This is a genomic window from Streptomyces sp. NPDC050504 (assembly GCF_044458065.1).
Lineage (GTDB): Bacteria > Actinomycetota > Actinomycetes > Streptomycetales > Streptomycetaceae > Streptomyces.
On record NZ_JBITHO010000009.1, the window covers coordinates 257935 to 273954 of the forward strand.

Genomic DNA, 16020 nt, shown 5'->3' on the forward strand with positions numbered 1-16020 from the left:
GGGCGAGCCTCCCAGTACCCGACATCGCGCGAACCGCCCGGCCCTGCCCGATCATGGGACGGAGGTGAACCGATGACCGAAGTGCTCCTGCTCCTCGTGGCGGTACTGCTCTCGCTCGCCTGCGGCGCCTTCGTCGCGGCCGAGTTCTCACTCACCACCGTCGAGCGCGGCGACCTCGAAAGGGCCGTGGAGCGCGGCGAGCGCGGCGCGGCGAGCGCCCTGAAGGCCGTACGCGGCCTGACGTTCCAGCTCTCCGGCGCGCAGCTCGGCATCACCGTCACCAACCTGGTCGTCGGCATGCTCTCCGAGCCCTCGATCGCCAAGCTCATCAAGGGCCCGGTCGGCGCGCTCGGCCTCTCCGACTCCGTGACCTCGTCGCTCGCGCTCGTGCTCGGCACTGCGCTGTCCACCGTCTTCCTGATGGTGGTCGGCGAACTCGTGCCGAAGAACTGGGCGATCTCGTCCCCGCTGGCCGTGGCCAAGGTGGTCGCGACCCCGCAGCGGGCGTTCACCGCCGCGTTCAAGCCGCTCATCGGCCACCTGAACAACACGGCGAACAAGCTGGTGCGCCGCCTGGGCATGGAGCCCGCCGAGGAGCTGGCGTCCGCCCGCTCCCCGCAGGAGCTGGTGGCGCTCGCGCGGCACTCCGCGAAGGAGGGCGCCCTCGAACCCGACACGGCCGAGCTGTTCGTACGCACCCTCAATCTGGCCGAGCTGACGGCCGAGAACGTGATGACCCCGCGCGTGCAGGTGACCGCGCTCGACGTGCAGGCCACCGCCGAGGACGTCGCCAACGCGACCCGCGCCACGGGACTCTCCCGCTTCCCCGTCTACCGGGGCAGCCTCGACACGGTCGTCGGCATCGCGCACATCAAGGACGTGCTGGCCGTTCCGGCCGAGCGCAGGCACCGCTTCCCGGTCGCCGACCTGCTGCGCGAGCCCCCGCTCGTCCCCGAGACGCTGACCGTGGACCGGCTGCTCGACCGGCTGTCGGGCAAGGCCACGATGGCCGTCGTGATCGACGAGTACGGCGGCACGGCCGGTGTCGTCACGCTGGAGGACATCGTCGAGGAGGTCGTCGGCGAGGTCCGCGACGAGCACGACCCGCACGAGACCCCCGACCTGGCACGGACCGGCGAGGACACCGAGGGCCGCGCGCTGTGGTCCGCCGACGGCGCGGCCCGCACCGACCAGCTGGAGACGGTCGGACTGCGGGTGCCCGAGGGCCCGTACGAGACCCTGGCCGGGCTGATCGCCACCGAGCTGGGCCGCATCCCGGCCGAGGGCGACTCGGTCGAGCTCGCCGGATGGCGGCTCGACGTGGTGGACGCCTCCGGGCGCCGGGCGGCGCGCGTCCTGATGCACGCACCGCAGGAACGGGCCGACGCGCCCGACGACGCCGGGGAGGCCGGACGATGATCGCGATCCAACTCCTCGTCGGCTTCCTGACGCTGGTCGTCAACGCCTTCTTCGTCGGCGCGGAGTTCGCCCTGATCTCCGTGCGCCGCAGCCAGATCGAGCCCGAGGCCGAGGCCGGGAACCGGCGGGCGCGCAGCGTCCTGTGGGGTCTGGAGCACGTCTCGGCGCTGCTCGCCGCCGCGCAGCTGGGCATCACGCTCTGCACCCTGGTGCTCGGCATCGTCGCCGAGCCCGCGATCGCGCACCTGCTGGAGCCGGTGTTCGACGCGGTGGGCGTGCCGCACGGCCTGGTGCACCCGATCTCGTTCGTGATCGCGCTCGCCGTGGCGACGTACCTGCACATGCTGCTCGGCGAGATGGTGCCGAAGAACATCGCGCTGGCCGAGCCCGCGCGGACCGCGCTGCTGCTCGGCCCGCCGCTGGTGACGCTGGCCAGGGCGCTGCGCCCGGTGATCTTCACCATCAACGCCTTCGCCAACACGCTGCTCAGGCTGCTGAAGGTGGAGGTCAAGGACGAGGTCTCCGCGACGTTCTCGGACGACGAGCTGGCCCGTCTGGTGACGGACGCCGGGGACGCCGGACTGCTCGACGACCGGGCGGCCGAGCGGCTGCACGACGCGCTGGAGCTGGGCCGCAGGCCGGTGCGCGAGGTGGTCATGCCGGTGGAGCGCGTGGTGTACGCGAAGGCGGGCACCACGCCCGAGCAGCTGGAGCGGCTCTCGGCGGAGTCCGGGTTCTCCCGCTTCCCCGTCGTCGACCCCGAGAAGCAGATCCTGGGCTACCTCCACGTGAAGGACGCACTGGACGCGGCCCCGCGCGACGTCCCCTTCCCGGCGTCCGCGATGCGCCCGATCGCCCGGGTGCGGGCCCAGACGCCGCTGGACGACGTCCTGACGGCGATGCGCCGCAGCCGCACGCACCTGGCGGCGGTCCTGGACGAGGACGGCCGGCCCGTGGGCCTGGTCGCGATGGAGGACGTCCTGCGGGAGCTGGTGGGCCGGCCCTCCTAGGTCACCGCGCTCTGTCCTGCCGCGCCGGAGTCCGGCGCGTCCGCGGCCCCCGCCCCCGCGGCGGGGGCCGTTCCCGTGGCGGCCTTTTCCGCGGCGGGCGCCGGTCCCGTGGCGGGGGCCGTTTCCGCGGTGGGAGCCGTTTCCGTGGCGGGGGCCGTTTCCGCGGCGGGAGCGGCGACGGGCTCCGCGCCCGTGGCGGGCGCGGGGCTGAGCCTGGACCGTACGGTTTCGGCCAGGCCGGGCCCGCTCGGGCCCACCTGCGAGGCGCCGACCGCGGTCAGGACGGCGAGCAGCGTCGCCAGACCGGCCGTCGCGAGCGCGGCGGTCCACTCCACGTCGAGCAGGGTCGAAGCGCCCGCGAGCAGGACGGCGGCGAGCGACTGGGCGAACGTGCGGATCGCGCGTTCGGTGGTCGCGATCCAGAACTTCTTCTCGAACAGCTCTGAGCTTGTGGCCATGCACCCGGCATACCGCGGAACCCGGGCCACCGACAGGGGCGCGTTGTACCATCGCACCGCCATGGAACCGAATGCCTCCTACACCAGTCTCGTCGCGGTCGGCGACTCGTTCACCGAGGGCATGTCCGATCTGCTGCCGGACGGCTCGTACCGCGGCTGGGCCGACCTGCTCGCCGCCAGGCTCGCGGCCCGCACGCCCGGCTTCCGGTACGCCAACCTCGCCGTGCGCGGCAAGCTCATCGGGCAGATCGTCGACGAGCAGGTGGACCCCGCCGCCGGGATGGGCGCGGACGTGGTGACGCTGGTGGGCGGGCTCAACGACACGCTGCGGCCCAAGTGCGACATGGGTCTGGTGCGCGCCCGCCTGGAGGAGGCCGTCGAGAAGCTGGCGCCGTCCTGCGGGCGCCTGGTGCTGATGCGCAGCCCCGGGCGCAACGGCCCGGTGATGGAGCGGTTCAGGCCGCGCATGGAGGAGCTGTTCGGCCTCATCGAGGCACTGGCCGCCCGGCACGGCGCGGTCGTCGTCGACCTGTACGGCGCGGAAGTCCTCGGCGACCAGCGCCTCTGGGACGTGGACCGGCTGCACCTGACGGCGGAGGGGCACCGCAGGGTGGCCGAGGCGGTCTGGCAGGCGCTCGGCCTGCCGCCCGAGGAGGACTGGCGGGCCCCGCTGCCGCCCGCGGTGCCGCCGGGCTGGCTGACGCGGCGGACGGCGGACGCGCGGTTCGCGCGGCAGCACCTCGTGCCGTGGATCGGACGCCGGCTCACCGGCAGGTCGTCGGGCGACGGCCGCCCGGCGAAGCGCCCCGACCTGGCGCCCTTCGAGGATCTCCGCTAGCACTCTCGTACGAAACGACAATCGGGACCGTGGCGCTGGCCTGCACGTATCGCCAGTAGAATCTGGTCACGTGACTGCTGCTAAGCCCCGCATCCCCAATGTCCTGGCCGGCCGCTACGCCTCCGCGGAGCTGGCCGTCCTGTGGTCCCCCGAGCAGAAGGTGAAGCTGGAGCGCCAGCTGTGGCTCGCCGTGCTGCGCGCCCAGAAGGACCTCGGGATCGAGGTGCCGGACGCCGCGATCGCCGACTACGAGCGCGTCGTCGACCAGGTCGACCTGGCGTCGATCGCCGAGCGCGAGAAGGTCACGCGCCACGACGTGAAGGCCCGCATCGAGGAGTTCAACGCCCTCGCCGGCCACGAGCACGTCCACAAGGGCATGACCTCCCGCGACCTGACGGAGAACGTCGAGCAGCTCCAGGTCAGGCTCTCGCTGGAGCTGATGCGGGACCGCACGGTCGCCGTCCTGGCGCGCCTGGGCAAGCTCTCCGCCGAGTACGCCGAGCTGGTCATGGCGGGCCGCTCGCACAACGTCGCCGCCCAGGCCACCACCCTCGGCAAGCGCTTCGCCACCGCGTCCGACGAGCTGCTGGTCGCGTACGCGCGCCTGGAGGACCTGCTCGGCCGCTACCCGCTGCGCGGCATCAAGGGCCCCGTCGGCACCGCCCAGGACATGCTGGACCTGCTCGGCGGCGACGCGGCGAAGCTCGCCGACCTGGAGCAGCGCATCGCGGGCCACCTCGGCTTCGCCCACGCCTTCACCTCGGTCGGCCAGGTCTACCCGCGCTCGCTGGACTACGACGTGGTCACCGCGCTCGTGCAGCTGGCCGCCGCGCCCTCCTCGATCGCCAAGACGATCCGGCTGATGGCCGGGCACGAGCTGGTGACCGAGGGCTTCAAGCCCGGCCAGGTCGGCTCGTCCGCGATGCCGCACAAGATGAACACCCGCTCCTGCGAGCGCGTCAACGGCCTGATGGTGATCCTGCGCGGCTACGCGTCGATGACCGGCGAGCTGGCGGGCGACCAGTGGAACGAGGGCGACGTCTCCTGCTCGGTGGTGCGCCGGGTCGCGCTGCCGGACGCGTTCTTCGCGTTCGACGGCCTCCTGGAGACCTTCCTGACCGTGCTCGACGAGTTCGGCGCGTTCCCCGCCGTCGTCGCGCGCGAGCTGGACCGCTACCTGCCGTTCCTGGCCACCACGAAGGTCCTGATGGGCGCCGTGCGCGCCGGGGTGGGCCGCGAGGAGGCCCACGAGGCGATCAAGGAGCACGCGGTCGCCTCCGCGCTCGCCATGCGCGAGCAGGGCGCCGAGCGCAACGAACTGCTCGACAAGCTGGCCGCCGACGCGCGCATCCCGCTGGACCGGGCGCAGCTCGACGAGCTGATGGCGGACAAGCTCTCCTTCACGGGCGCCGCCGCCGACCAGGTCGCGTCCGTCGTCGCCCGCATCGAGGAGATCGCCAAGCAGCACCCCGACGCCGCCGGGTACGCGCCGGGCGCGATCCTCTGACGCCGGACACCGCACGTGCCCCGCTTCACGCGTGAGGAGCTGGAGGCCGCCCGCGACCGCCTCGTCGACGACGTGGTCGCGGACGGCCTCTCGGTGCTGTTCTGCGGCATCAACCCCGGGCTGATGACCGCCGCGACGGGCCACCACTTCGCCAGGCCCGGCAACCGCTTCTGGCCCGTGCTGCACCTGTCGGGCTTCACGCCGCGCCTGCTGCTCCCGTCCGAGCAGGACGAGCTGCCGTCGTACGGGCTCGGCATCACCAACGTCGTGGCGCGGGCGACCGCGCGGGCCGACGAGATCGGCGACGAGGAGTTCCGCGAGGGCGGGCGGATCCTGGTCGAGAAGGTCGAGCGGCTGCGGCCCCGCTGGCTCGCGGTGGCCGGTGTCACCGCGTACCGCACGGCCTTCGGCGACCGCACGGCGCGGATAGGGCCGCAGGAGCGGACCATCGGCACCACCCGGCTCTGGGCGCTGCCCAACCCCAGCGGGCTCAATGCGCTGTGGACTACACCCAAACTGACGGATGCGTTTCGTGCGTTTCGGCTGGTCACAGGGCTACCCGACGCGTCGTGTGCGGGTGGCCCCGAGGGCTAGTTTAGCCGTCTAGTGCCCCCCGGGGACAGCTACGGCTACCCCCGCCCGGCCCGTGCTGCCAGCGCCGGAATCGCCGCGATCTTCTCGGCGGTGAGGTCGCTCCACACCAACCCCGACGGCCGACGCCGGTTACCGCACGGGATCACTTCGTCGGGCGTGACGATGTAGTCCACGGAGAAATCGTGCTCGGTCTCGGGGATGTCGTCGTCGACAACCTGAAGCGCGTGAACCGGTGCGACGATCACCGTCTGATCCGTCACGAGACCCGCTTCGATCAAGAGCGCAACCTCAAGGTCGGAGTACCCGGCACCCTTCCCGATGCGCGCCCCCGAGCGGTTCACGGCGACACTGCCACACACCACCACGTCGATAGATTCCATCGACTCTGGCGCAAGCCGGCGGGCAACCTGAGCCGCGCCCTTCTTCTCGGCAGCTTCCTCCGGCGGAAGCCCGAGGTCCTTCGGATCGAGCAGGTAGAAGGGTTCGAGCGACGCCATGCGCGGCACTGCCATGTAAAGGAGCTTGCCGTCCTTCAGGGCGCGGACGCGTACGGGAAGTTGTGCCCAATCTGGGTTGGCCTTGACGGTGGTAGCTCGGCTCCACTCATCCAGCGTCGCCAGTTGCTCGGCCGTTGCCTCCGAGCCGTAGAAGCCGGGAATCTTCCCGTACGAGTCAGCCGGTGCACCGCCGCCGTCAATGAGTCGTCGCCACACCCGCTCGCGTACGGCCTGCTTCGCCTGGTCGATGTCCGTCAACGTCCCACCCGTTCTACATCAGGGCGAGCAGTCGATCATGAATGTCTGCTGCCCATGGTTCCATTCGCCACTGCCGCAACTCGCGCCCAGCAGAGAAGGCCAGGTTAAGACCACCCCCACCACGCGTCAGCTCGACGGCATCAATAGTGCGGTGCATGACGCTCGCCGCCTCGTCGAGCTTCCGCTGACGGATGAGTGCCAGGGTCAGGTTCCCTAGTGCGATGGCTTGAGATTTCTTCTTACTGGCGAGTGCTCGTGAGGTCGTACGCAAGATCGGTTCGGCCCGCTCGGGGAGGTCGAGGAAGAGGTAGCAGGAGCCCGCGAGGCGGTTGTACTCGTTGACGGTGTAGAAGGGTGCCGCCAGATCATCGGGGTGGACACGGTCAAACTGAGCGTCAGCCTTCTTCAGTGCAGACTCACACTCAGAGAGTGCGCCGGTCATGGCGTGCCCCTCAGCAACGTGAAGCAGGCTCAACCCAGTCAGCGCCGGACTGACCATCCGGGCGGCGTCAGCTGCTTGCTCGGCGAGCATCACGCCACGCTCGGCGTTCTTCTCTCCGTAGAGCGCAACGAAGCTCATGCGGAGGATGGCGTATGACTCCGTCAGTGGGTCGCGGGCATGACGGGCAGCTTCGACGGCTTCCTTGAAGTACTGAACCGGCGCATGGTGGTCGCGACGTTGGGAAACGTCCCAACAGAGCTGCCCCATGATCGTGGCCGAGTCGGCTTCAACTTCGTACAGCGCCCGACGCACACGCGGGTTGGCGGCGTTCTCGCGGAGGAAGCGCACCTGACCGTGAAGCTGACCGGCACGACCTAGCAGGGCGGTTGACGTCTCTTGGTCGTATGCCTCATCCAGCTTCCGCAACTGCTCGTGGAGGTAGGCGACCACCATGAGATCGGCCGCCGCTGGATTTTCCAGCGCATACGTCATCCGCTCGCTGGGGCGTGAGTCGGTGACGGTGATGTCGTCGAGTAGCCCTTGAAGCTCCTCGTTCGACACCTTGAGTGCCCGAGCAAGTTTTGGCCGTAACCAAGCTTGCGGCTCCGTCTCGGCAGACTCCCACCGACCCACCGTCGAGCGCTCGACACCAAGAATCTCGGCCAGGCTCTCTTGCGTGTGGCCTGCCGCTTTACGACTCCGGACGAGACCCATCCGCTTCGCTGCCATCGCCCATCCCTCCGTGCGGGGGCGAGTGTTCACCATAACCGTGCAAGTGGCATCCGTGCAGGCCAGCACTGTGAATCCCTCATGGATGCGGCAGGAGTGCCGCACGTTTGCTGTGGTGTCTTTGCAGGTCAAACCGCTTCTCTAGCGGACAGGTTGGCGAGCAGATGGAATCCCCGTGCCGCTGCTCGCCAGCCGTTCCAGTCCCCCAGGAGGAACGGATGCCACCTTCCATGTACGGGTACATGCGGCTAACGCCAAGTGATGACGGCCAAGACGAAAATGAGGCAGTCAGGCGGGAGTTGGAAACGCACGCCAGCCGCGAGGGCTTTGAGTTGGAGCGGCTGTTCATCGAACGGCTCGGTGCCGAGGAAGAGTCGGCGTTCTTCACGCTCGTGGACGCACTCAAGACCACCGAGGTCAAACACGTCATCGTGCCGTCGCTGTGGCACTTCGCCCGGCTGCCTGGACTGCAAGCAGCCATGCGCGAACACATCGAAAAGGAACTCGGTGCGCGGCTGTGGATCGTGCAAGGGGCAAAGACGCCGTGACTACACCCGCCCCGCTGTGCGTCGGGTATCTGCGGCTTCGGATGTCAGACGACGACCAATCTGAACAACAGCACGTCGCGAACATGGCGGCCTTCGCTGAACGCGAAGGTCTTGCGCTGTCGATGGTGTTCGTCGAGAAGCGATGGCAACGAACGCTCGCCCTCAACGCTCTGATGGCCTACTGCCAAGGTCACGACATCCGCCACGTGATCGTGCCGACCAGCGAACACCTCAACCAACTACCCGTACTGTCGGATCTTTCCAAGGAAGTGCTTGAGCAGGACATCGGTGGTCAGGTCTGGATCGTCGCGCCGATGGAGGAGCCGTCGTCATACCCGCCGACCGTGGTGAAGAACGGCGGCGACCGATGACCGCGACAGCTTCCACCGTGAGGACGCTGCACGTGTCCCGACTACACCTTGTTGCCGTTGCTTCCGCCGTACCGGTTGCGCGTGAGTTCGTCTACCAGACGCTGGAGTATTGGAAGCTGAACGACTTCGCCGACGACGCCGCGCTCATGATGAGCGAGCTCGTCAGCAACGCCGTCAAGGCGACGGGTCTCCCCGGTCGGCAGCCGAAACCTTGGGAGATCACCGCCCAGCACGTCATGGCCATACAGCTGCGAGTCGTGGGCGATGAACTGTTCGTCGAGGTGTGGGACCGCAGTTCGGATGAACCGGTGAAGCAAACCGTCACCGCGGAGGCGGAAGGTGGGCGCGGACTTCACCTCGTCGAGGCGCTCTCGAAGAACTGGGGCATCTACCGACCGCCGGCCGGAGGCAAGATCGTCTGGGCGATGATCGCGACGGCTCAGCTCCCGAATCCCGCCCTTGATGGCTCCACGCTTCAACTGCGTGTGCCGGATGACCTCAAGCCGCAGGACGGTCCCGTGAAGGACCAGGCGTCCATCGCGCTGATGCAGCGCGTCCTTGATGGCCTCTGTCGACTCCTCTGAACTGACGCCGTAGAACGGGCTCCCCATGACTGATGCACTGAAGGCGTTCGGATACATCCGCCTGCGCCACGACACTGACGACCACGAGTTGGCGCTCATCGAGAACGGGATCATCAAGTTCGCCGAGGCGCACGACTTGCGGCTGGTACACACCCACTACGAAGAAGGCCCCGGCATAGCGCCGAGCCGGTTGGTACGTCGACTTATCCGCGACAACATCCACCACGTGATCATGCTGTCCCTGGAGCAGATCACGGAGCATCCGCTGATGCAGCTCCTTGTCTTGGAGGCGATCACGGAGGATGCCGGGGCGCTGCTGTATGAGGCGAGCGACATCTACGGATGGGCCCACGCCGGATGAACCCTCACTTACCCCGCACGCGAAGACGCCGCCTTGATCCTTTGATCTGGGTGGCGTCTTGCTGCGTAGTAGACGAGTGGCTCAAGTGACACCCGACTTGCGATTCGCACTCATGTTCCAAAAGGGTAGGTATCACTAAGAAGTTTGTCGGTTCTACTCCTGCAACTGTCGTGGCGACTGTTACGATCCTCGCCACTTGTTCGAAGGCGCAGCGGTGGGGACGCGAGCGACGGAGCGATTCCGTCGATTGAGTTAATGCTCGCCTTTGAACGATGAAAGATTTAAAATGGGGGATATATGCTTTCAAAAATCGTCATCCAGAACTACCGCGCATTTCGCAGCTTCAAGCTTGATTTTGACCCCAAGATGAACATCTTGGTGGGCGACAACGACGCGGGTAAGTCGACGATTTTGGAAGCGATCAGCCTTACGCTCACTGGCAGGCTTCGAAGCCGACTGCTTGCCCAGGAATTGTCGCCGTACCTGTTCCATCAAGATGCCGCTGCCGAGTACATCGCCGCCCTGCGGGAGGGGCGAGAAGCCAGGCCGCCAGAAATCATCATTGACCTCTTCCTCGACAGCAAGACGGCTCCTGCTGAGCTGATGGGAACCAATAATCTCCTGAAGGCCAATGAGTCGGGTGTGCGTATCCGTGTCGCACTTAACCCGGATTACGAGCCTGAGTACAAGGAGTTCATCAAAGACCCGACTCAGGTTCGATTGGTTCCCACGGAGTATTACAAGGTTGACTGGCTGGCCTTCTCGGGGAATGGCATCACCTTCCGCAGCATTCCTGCCACGGCCTCCCTGATCGACGCTTCTAACATCCATCTTCAGAGTGGTGTCGACTACTATCTAAACGGAATCATCAACTCGCACCTTGCGCCGGACGAACGCGTAAAGCTAACACGCGCCTATCGCAGTCTCCGTGAGAATTTTGCAGCGGATGACTCAATCGTGAAGATCAATGAGAAACTGCGTGGCGCTCCCAGTGACGTAAGTGACCGCGAGCTGACACTTGGCATCGACGTGTCACAGAAGTCGAGCTGGGAAAGCAGTATTATTCCGCATCTCGACGAGCTGCCCTTTCAGTATGTCGGCAAGGGTGAGCAGAGCACGCTCAAGATCCTCCTTGCTCTTAACAAGAAGGTGGAAGACGCTCACATCGTTCTCGTCGAGGAACCGGAGAATCACCTGCCATTCTCCAACTTGGGCAAGCTGGTCAAAAAGATCAGCGACAAGTGCGCGGGTAAGCAGGTCTTCATTACCACACACAGCTCGTACGTACTCAACAAGCTTAGGCTCGAAAAGCTCGTCCTATTGTCAGAGACGGAAGGCTTCCGGCTCGACAGCCTTCCTGTCGACACACAGGACTACTTCCGCAAGCTTTCGGGCTACGACACCCTACGCCTTGTGCTTGCTCGACGCTCAATCCTTGTAGAAGGCCCATCCGATGAACTCATCGTCCAGCGGGCCTACAAGGACGTTCATGGTTGCCTGCCCATTGAAGACGGCGTAGACGTAATCAGCGTTCGTGGACTGGCATTTCGTCGGTTCCTGGATATCGCATCACTCACCGGCAATGTGGTCGCCGTTGTGAGGGACAACGACGGCACAGAGGCCGCAGATGTTCAGCAAAAGTACGCCGCTCACACTGCCTTCCCGAACATCTCTGTTCACGTGGGACAGGATAAGGCGTACAAGACCCTTGAGCCGCAGCTTCTAAAGGCGAACGGTCTCGCCGCAATGAACGCCATCCTCGGGGAGAATTTCACTTCCGAAGCAGACCTTCTTGAGCACATGGAGGACCGGAAGACAACCTGTGCTCTAACGATTTTCTCCAGCGACCAGACCATCAATATGCCGGAGTACATCAGGGATGCAGTCGCCTAATAACCTGGCCGTCATCGCGGCGGCCGGCTCTCGGAAGACCCAGCACATCATCGACTGCGTCGTTGCAGATCCGAGCAAGCGCGTGTTGGTGACGACCTACACCAACGAGAACCTGCATCAGATCGTGAACCGACTGAGCGCAGGCACCGGGGTACTTCCAGGCCATGTCACGGTCATGGGATGGTTCTCCTTTCTTCTGAACGAATGCGCCCGCCCGTACCAGAGCTTTGTCCTCGGTGAAGCAGGGATGATGGCTGGGCTCAACTTCGTGGGGCAGCGCTCAAGGTACATCCCGAAGAGTAAACCCGCGCAGTACTACCTAGACCGTAGTAAGGCTGCCTATAGGGATGGCGTTTCAGCTTTTTCCTTCGAGGCCAATAGGCTGAGTAAGGGCATGGTCGTCGACCGCCTCTCGCGGATGTACGACCACATCTATATTGATGAAATCCAGGACATGGCTGGGTACGACCTGGAACTCCTAGAGCTTCTGATGAAGTCGCCGATTGCTGTCACCGTCGTGGGTGACCCGCGTCAGGCAACTTTCGCGACCAACAACGCCGCCAAGAATAAGAAGTTCAAGGGAAGTGGAATCGTTGAGTGGTTGGGCGAGCGAGCCGACCTGTGCCTTGTGGAAAACCGCGTAGAGAGCTACCGCTGTCACCAAGATATCTGCGATTTCGCGGATGACTTGTATCCAGACCTTGCGCGTACGGTTTCCAAGAACACCGAAGTCACCGGACACGATGGAGTCTTCGCGATCAAGAAGTCGGAGGTGCGAGAGTACGCCGAGCAGTATGCGCCGGTCGTGCTGCGCTACAACAAGAACTCCGATACGTGTGGGCTGGCCGCGATGAACATGGGCACTGCGAAGGGCAGCACCTTCGACCGAGTGCTCATCTTCCCGACGGTCCCCATGGGTAAGTACTACAAGACGAGAGACCCCGACCAAGCAGGGGACAAGGCGAAGCTCTATGTCGCGGTGACGCGGGCCAAGTACAGCGTGGCTTTCGTCCTCCCGTAGGAGTCCAAAAAATCAGGTGAATCCTCGCGTATCTAGTCGCTACGGTTGGCCAGGATAGGGACTGACGTACGAGAGGCACGCCTCATGACAAACACCAAGTCGGTAGCAAGTCCGTGGGATTCGCCGATTTTCCAACCGCTACTGCACGAGGCGGGGCTTGCAGCCCAGACCTTGTGTGTTGGGCTCACCACGTTGAGAAAGGCCAATTACCAGCAGACGGAGAAGTATTACGGGGGGTTCTTCAACTACACGATCGGGCTGGAGCGGGTCATGAAATTGACCATCTTGCTCGACTCCCTTGTGGAAGACGGGAAGTTCCCGAGCGACCAGCAACTTAGAAGTGCCTACGGTCATGACTTGAGCAAGCTGCTTGATGCCGTACAAGCGATCCGGGCGAAGCTCGATCAGAGCGAACTTGATTGGCAGTTGCCGCACCCGGACATCATCGGCGACGCGGTGGTGTTCCTTGCCGAGTTCGCGAAGACGACTCGGTACTACAACCTTGATGTCCTCTCAGGAAAAGCTCCCTCGCTTGACCCGGTAGCTCGCTGGTTTCAGGTCGTAGGGCAGCCGTTGCTCGCCAAGCGGCCTGCGCGGCGAACAGTTCGAGTTGCGGCCAAGGTAAGTACGGTGGCGGAGCTCCTGGGCAACAAGATGCTGATCCGCTCCATGACGGAGGACGGTACCCCGGTAAGCAGCGTCGAAGAAGCGGCTATGGCCGAGCACAACAGTGAGTATGTAGCAAAAGAGGGCACCTTCCTTTGTACGGCGCTGGCGAGGTACGTGATCGAGGTGCTTCGCGACCGAGGACTTGCAGCGCGAGGCGCGGGCCATGTGGTCCCGGCCTTTGGTGACTTCTTCGCCCTGTTCAACAACGGTGACGCCCTCCTCAAAAACCGAAGGTCGTTCACGATCAACTGACGGGGGTTCGACCGCCGGGGCTGAACGCTGTCTGTCCGGCCCCGGCGGCGGCTACGACGCGTTCTTCAGCCCGCGTGAAACCCAATGACGCTATCCCATCCGACCACTACCGTTGGTCCATGACAGACGACCAGATACCACCACTTGCGAGACGCACGCCGCTTGATCCCTACAGTTCAAGCGCGCCGCATCTGGTCGCCGTCGTCGACACCAACGCGCTGTTGAGCAGCATCGAGAACGACTGCCGTAAGGGGTTCCGGTCGCGGCTGTTGCGGATGAGCGATGACGGCACCGCCACTCTCTATGCTGCCGACCACGTCCTTGATGAGACGTACGAACACCTCTCGAAGATGGCCAAGCGCGGCCTGGTGCCGCTTGCCACCCTCCGTGCCCACTTTGAAGCCGAGTACCTACCGGCGCTGCGGTTCGTCACGATGTCGGACGTCGACGGCCCCGACGAACAGGTCTTGGCGATCACCGACACCGACGACGTGCCAACAGGGTGGCTGGCCAAGCTCATTGCGCCATGCGTCGTGTTCTCTGATGACCGGCACCTCAAGAAGCCTGGGTTCGCCCCGAAGGACTGGCAACGAGCGGCGAAGTCAGTCCTCGACATTGCCGAAGGCGTGAGGGACCAGGCCGTCACGGTGAACACTGCCGTTCTTCCGGCGAGGGGCGCGGTGGGGCTGGTCAAGCTCCTGGGGCGGCAGACTGGCATCTCTCCGTGGGCGATTGGCGCCGTCGCATTGGGCGGCGGCGCGCTACTCCTCAAGAAGCCCGACAGGAGGAAGGCGGCTGCTACGTACGCGTGGAGGTACGCCTTGATTACGCGTTCAAGGTCGGAGGGCTGACGGAAGATGCGGTCGAGATCCCAACCAGCAATGCCATCATTCCTACCGGCGGTGAAGTCTTGAAGCCAGGGTTCAAATCCTTCGTCACGGATGACCTCCGGCTTATATGCAGACTTGTCGTTGTCGATGTACTCGCGTGTTGCTGTACCGCCGCGCGTTTCGATGAGTGGCAGTACAGTACGAAGCTGCCGGTCAAGACCGGGAGCACGCTCCTCATCCGTATCTGAGATACGGGCGTACGGGGCAACGATTATGGGGTTTATGTCCGCTTTCATCTGCTATGCCCTAATTGTACTATGTTGGGCATAGTTTCCAATGCTTTGAGCGGGCTCAACGCGCACTGGACGGTGGAGACGATGGCCGAGGAGTACGCGCGGCTGCGCGCGGCGGCGACCGGCTGAGGGTGCGAGCCGAGGCGCGGCAACCTGAGGGGCGAGCCAAGGCGCGGCGCCCGGCTGAGAGTGCGAGCCCGGGCGTCGCTACGGCGGGGCGACCTCCGTCACGGCGACGCTCAGCTCCCAGCCGGGGCCGTTCTCGTCCAGGGCCATGCCGACGGCTATCCAGTGCCCTTCCACCCGCCACAGGTGCAGGAAGTCGAAGCCCAGCGCGAACTCGGCCCAGGGGTCGGGGATCGCGTCCCCCGCGAGGAAGCGGGCCTGCGCGCTCCAGAGGCTGACCAGCCGGGGCTCGCCCCAGCGCCTGCCCAGCAGTTCGAGCAGCGCCTCGTGCTCCGCCAGGCACTGGGCGCGCCGCGCGAGGCGGTCGGCGGCGTCCCCGCGCCGCCCCTCGTCGTCGTGGCTGAGGCACGCCGTGTGGTAGCCGGGACCGCTGAGGCCCAGGCCTGACGGGCCGCGCTCCGCGGGGAAGCCCCGGGAGCACAGCCGGTCGATGAGACGCGCGTACTGGGCTGCGGTCATGTCGTCAGTAAACCGCCGGGCACTGACAATCGACCCCTGTCCGTCGAAGGGCAGTGCGGCGGATCAGGCATCCCTGCGCCGCAGCGTCCACCAGCCCGCGAGCAGCGCCGCCGCCGCCCACAGCGCGGTCACCCCGAGTCCCGTCCAGGCGCCGAGCGCCCCCTCCGGGTGCAGCCGCAGCACCTGCTGTCCCGCCTTGTCGGGGAAGTACTGGGCGGCTCCGCCCGCGACGTCGCCGACGACGAAGGAGACGATCAGGACGAACGGGATGAGGATGCTCAACACGGCGACCCCGCTGCGCAGTACGGCGGTGAGTCCGGCGGCGAACAGTGCCATGAGCGCCAGGTAGACGCCGCTGCCGACGCAGGCGCGCAGCGCTCCCGGATCGCCGAGCCCGATCGCGTACTCGCCCATGAAGGCCTGTCCGACGAGGAACGTGCCGAAGCCGGTGGCGAGGCCCACCGCGAGCGCGAGCGCTCCGACGACGCCGGTCTTGGCCGCGAAGAAGAGCCCTCTGCGCGGGACGGCCGCGAGCGAGATCCGCAGGGCGCCGTCGAGGAATTCGGACGACAGGGCGGTCGCGCCGAAGCTGATGGCCGCGATCTGGCCGAAGTTGAGGGCGTAGAAGGCCCCGAACACGGGGTCGTAGCCCTCGTTGTCGGCCTCGGCCTGCCCGATGGTGGAGAAGGCGAGCAGGGTGACGGCGAGCGTGACGGCGAAGACCGAGACCAGTGATCCGGCCACGGAGCGGACCGACTTGAGCTTGATCCACTCGGAGTGGAGCACGGCGGTGGTGGACAT

General features: G+C 65.7%; 18 protein-coding genes and 2 pseudogenes. 14 read left to right on the forward strand and 6 right to left on the reverse strand.

Annotated features, from left to right (window positions below):
* The first annotated feature begins 72 nt into the window (after nt 1-72).
* Nucleotides 73-1419, forward strand: coding sequence for a hemolysin family protein (locus ACIBNE_RS31420; protein WP_399277572.1), 1347 nt, complete (start codon nt 73-75; stop codon nt 1417-1419).
* Entirely contained in the window at nt 1416-2429 is a 1014-nt protein-coding gene (locus ACIBNE_RS31425; RefSeq protein ID WP_399277574.1) for a hemolysin family protein, read from the forward strand. The genes ACIBNE_RS31420 and ACIBNE_RS31425 overlap by 4 nt, the downstream gene beginning before the upstream one ends.
* On the opposite strand, the gene ACIBNE_RS31430 is transcribed toward ACIBNE_RS31425, so the two are convergent.
* Complete coding sequence (locus tag ACIBNE_RS31430) at nt 2426-2887, reverse strand: holin (RefSeq protein WP_399277575.1); 462 nt, start codon at nt 2885-2887, stop codon at nt 2426-2428. The two genes, ACIBNE_RS31425 and ACIBNE_RS31430, sit on opposite strands and share 4 nt — an antisense overlap.
* 61 nt (nt 2888-2948) lie before the next feature.
* Here ACIBNE_RS31430 and ACIBNE_RS31435 point away from each other — a divergent pair, with 61 nt between their 5' ends.
* The 3 genes from ACIBNE_RS31435 to mug all read left to right on the forward strand — a co-directional run bounded on the left by ACIBNE_RS31435 (nt 2949) and on the right by mug (nt 5826).
* Nucleotides 2949-3725 (forward strand): SGNH/GDSL hydrolase family protein, encoded by a 777-nt coding sequence (locus ACIBNE_RS31435; protein WP_399277576.1) that lies wholly within the window; start codon nt 2949-2951, stop codon nt 3723-3725.
* A gap of 70 nt (nt 3726-3795) precedes the next feature.
* Nucleotides 3796-5232: an adenylosuccinate lyase gene (gene purB, locus ACIBNE_RS31440; RefSeq protein WP_399277578.1), complete on the forward strand. Its 1437-nt coding sequence runs from the start codon at nt 3796-3798 to the stop codon at nt 5230-5232.
* A 15-nt stretch (nt 5233-5247) separates the two neighbouring features.
* Nucleotides 5248-5826, forward strand: coding sequence for a G/U mismatch-specific DNA glycosylase (gene mug, locus ACIBNE_RS31445; protein ID WP_399277580.1), 579 nt, complete (start codon nt 5248-5250; stop codon nt 5824-5826).
* 35 nt (nt 5827-5861) lie between these two features.
* Here mug and ACIBNE_RS31450 read toward each other — a convergent pair whose 3' ends face one another.
* Entirely contained in the window at nt 5862-6581 is a 720-nt protein-coding gene (locus tag ACIBNE_RS31450; RefSeq protein ID WP_399277581.1) for a 5-formyltetrahydrofolate cyclo-ligase, read from the reverse strand.
* A gap of 13 nt (nt 6582-6594) precedes the next feature.
* The gene (locus ACIBNE_RS31455; RefSeq protein WP_399277582.1) at nt 6595-7752 is read right to left on the reverse strand and encodes a helix-turn-helix transcriptional regulator; all 1158 of its coding nucleotides are present in this window, start codon (nt 7750-7752) and stop codon (nt 6595-6597) included.
* 218 nt (nt 7753-7970) lie between these two features.
* Between ACIBNE_RS31455 and ACIBNE_RS31460 the strand changes: the two genes are divergently transcribed.
* The 8 genes from ACIBNE_RS31460 to ACIBNE_RS31495 all read left to right on the forward strand — a co-directional run bounded on the left by ACIBNE_RS31460 (nt 7971) and on the right by ACIBNE_RS31495 (nt 14302).
* Complete coding sequence (locus ACIBNE_RS31460) at nt 7971-8300, forward strand: recombinase family protein (RefSeq protein ID WP_399277583.1); 330 nt, start codon at nt 7971-7973, stop codon at nt 8298-8300.
* Nucleotides 8297-8671 carry a hypothetical protein gene (locus ACIBNE_RS31465; RefSeq protein WP_399277585.1) on the forward strand — a complete coding sequence of 125 codons (375 nt, stop codon included), beginning with the start codon at nt 8297-8299 and terminating at the stop codon, nt 8669-8671. The genes ACIBNE_RS31460 and ACIBNE_RS31465 overlap by 4 nt, the downstream gene beginning before the upstream one ends.
* A complete protein-coding gene (locus ACIBNE_RS31470; protein ID WP_399277586.1) occupies nt 8668-9255 on the forward strand; it encodes an ATP-binding protein in 588 nt (195 codons plus the stop codon). The genes ACIBNE_RS31465 and ACIBNE_RS31470 overlap by 4 nt, the downstream gene beginning before the upstream one ends.
* A 25-nt stretch (nt 9256-9280) precedes the next feature.
* Nucleotides 9281-9616: a hypothetical protein gene (locus tag ACIBNE_RS31475; RefSeq protein ID WP_399277588.1), complete on the forward strand. Its 336-nt coding sequence runs from the start codon at nt 9281-9283 to the stop codon at nt 9614-9616.
* Between the two features lie 297 nt (nt 9617-9913).
* Nucleotides 9914-11509, forward strand: coding sequence for an ATP-dependent nuclease (locus ACIBNE_RS31480; protein ID WP_399277590.1), 1596 nt, complete (start codon nt 9914-9916; stop codon nt 11507-11509).
* Nucleotides 11496-12530, forward strand: coding sequence for a UvrD-helicase domain-containing protein (locus ACIBNE_RS31485; protein WP_399277592.1), 1035 nt, complete (start codon nt 11496-11498; stop codon nt 12528-12530). Before ACIBNE_RS31480 ends, ACIBNE_RS31485 begins: the two co-directional genes overlap by 14 nt.
* A gap of 84 nt (nt 12531-12614) precedes the next feature.
* Nucleotides 12615-13451, forward strand: coding sequence for a hypothetical protein (locus ACIBNE_RS31490; protein WP_399277594.1), 837 nt, complete (start codon nt 12615-12617; stop codon nt 13449-13451).
* A 119-nt stretch (nt 13452-13570) separates the two neighbouring features.
* Nucleotides 13571-14302: a hypothetical protein gene (locus ACIBNE_RS31495; RefSeq protein WP_399277794.1), complete on the forward strand. Its 732-nt coding sequence runs from the start codon at nt 13571-13573 to the stop codon at nt 14300-14302.
* A gap of 26 nt (nt 14303-14328) precedes the next feature.
* On the opposite strand, the pseudogene ACIBNE_RS31500 reads toward ACIBNE_RS31495, so the two are convergent.
* Nucleotides 14329-14577 (reverse strand): annotated as a pseudogene (locus ACIBNE_RS31500) (hypothetical protein); the annotation flags it as partial.
* A 48-nt stretch (nt 14578-14625) separates the two neighbouring features.
* Between ACIBNE_RS31500 and ACIBNE_RS31505 the strand changes: the two are divergent.
* Nucleotides 14626-14703: pseudogene (locus tag ACIBNE_RS31505) on the forward strand (mismatch-specific DNA-glycosylase); the annotation flags it as partial.
* Between the two features lie 78 nt (nt 14704-14781).
* On the opposite strand, the gene ACIBNE_RS31510 reads toward ACIBNE_RS31505, so the two are convergent.
* Entirely contained in the window at nt 14782-15219 is a 438-nt protein-coding gene (locus ACIBNE_RS31510) for a hypothetical protein (RefSeq protein WP_399277596.1), read from the reverse strand.
* Between the two features lie 63 nt (nt 15220-15282).
* Complete coding sequence (locus ACIBNE_RS31515; RefSeq protein WP_399277598.1) at nt 15283-16020, reverse strand: ABC transporter permease; 738 nt, start codon at nt 16018-16020, stop codon at nt 15283-15285.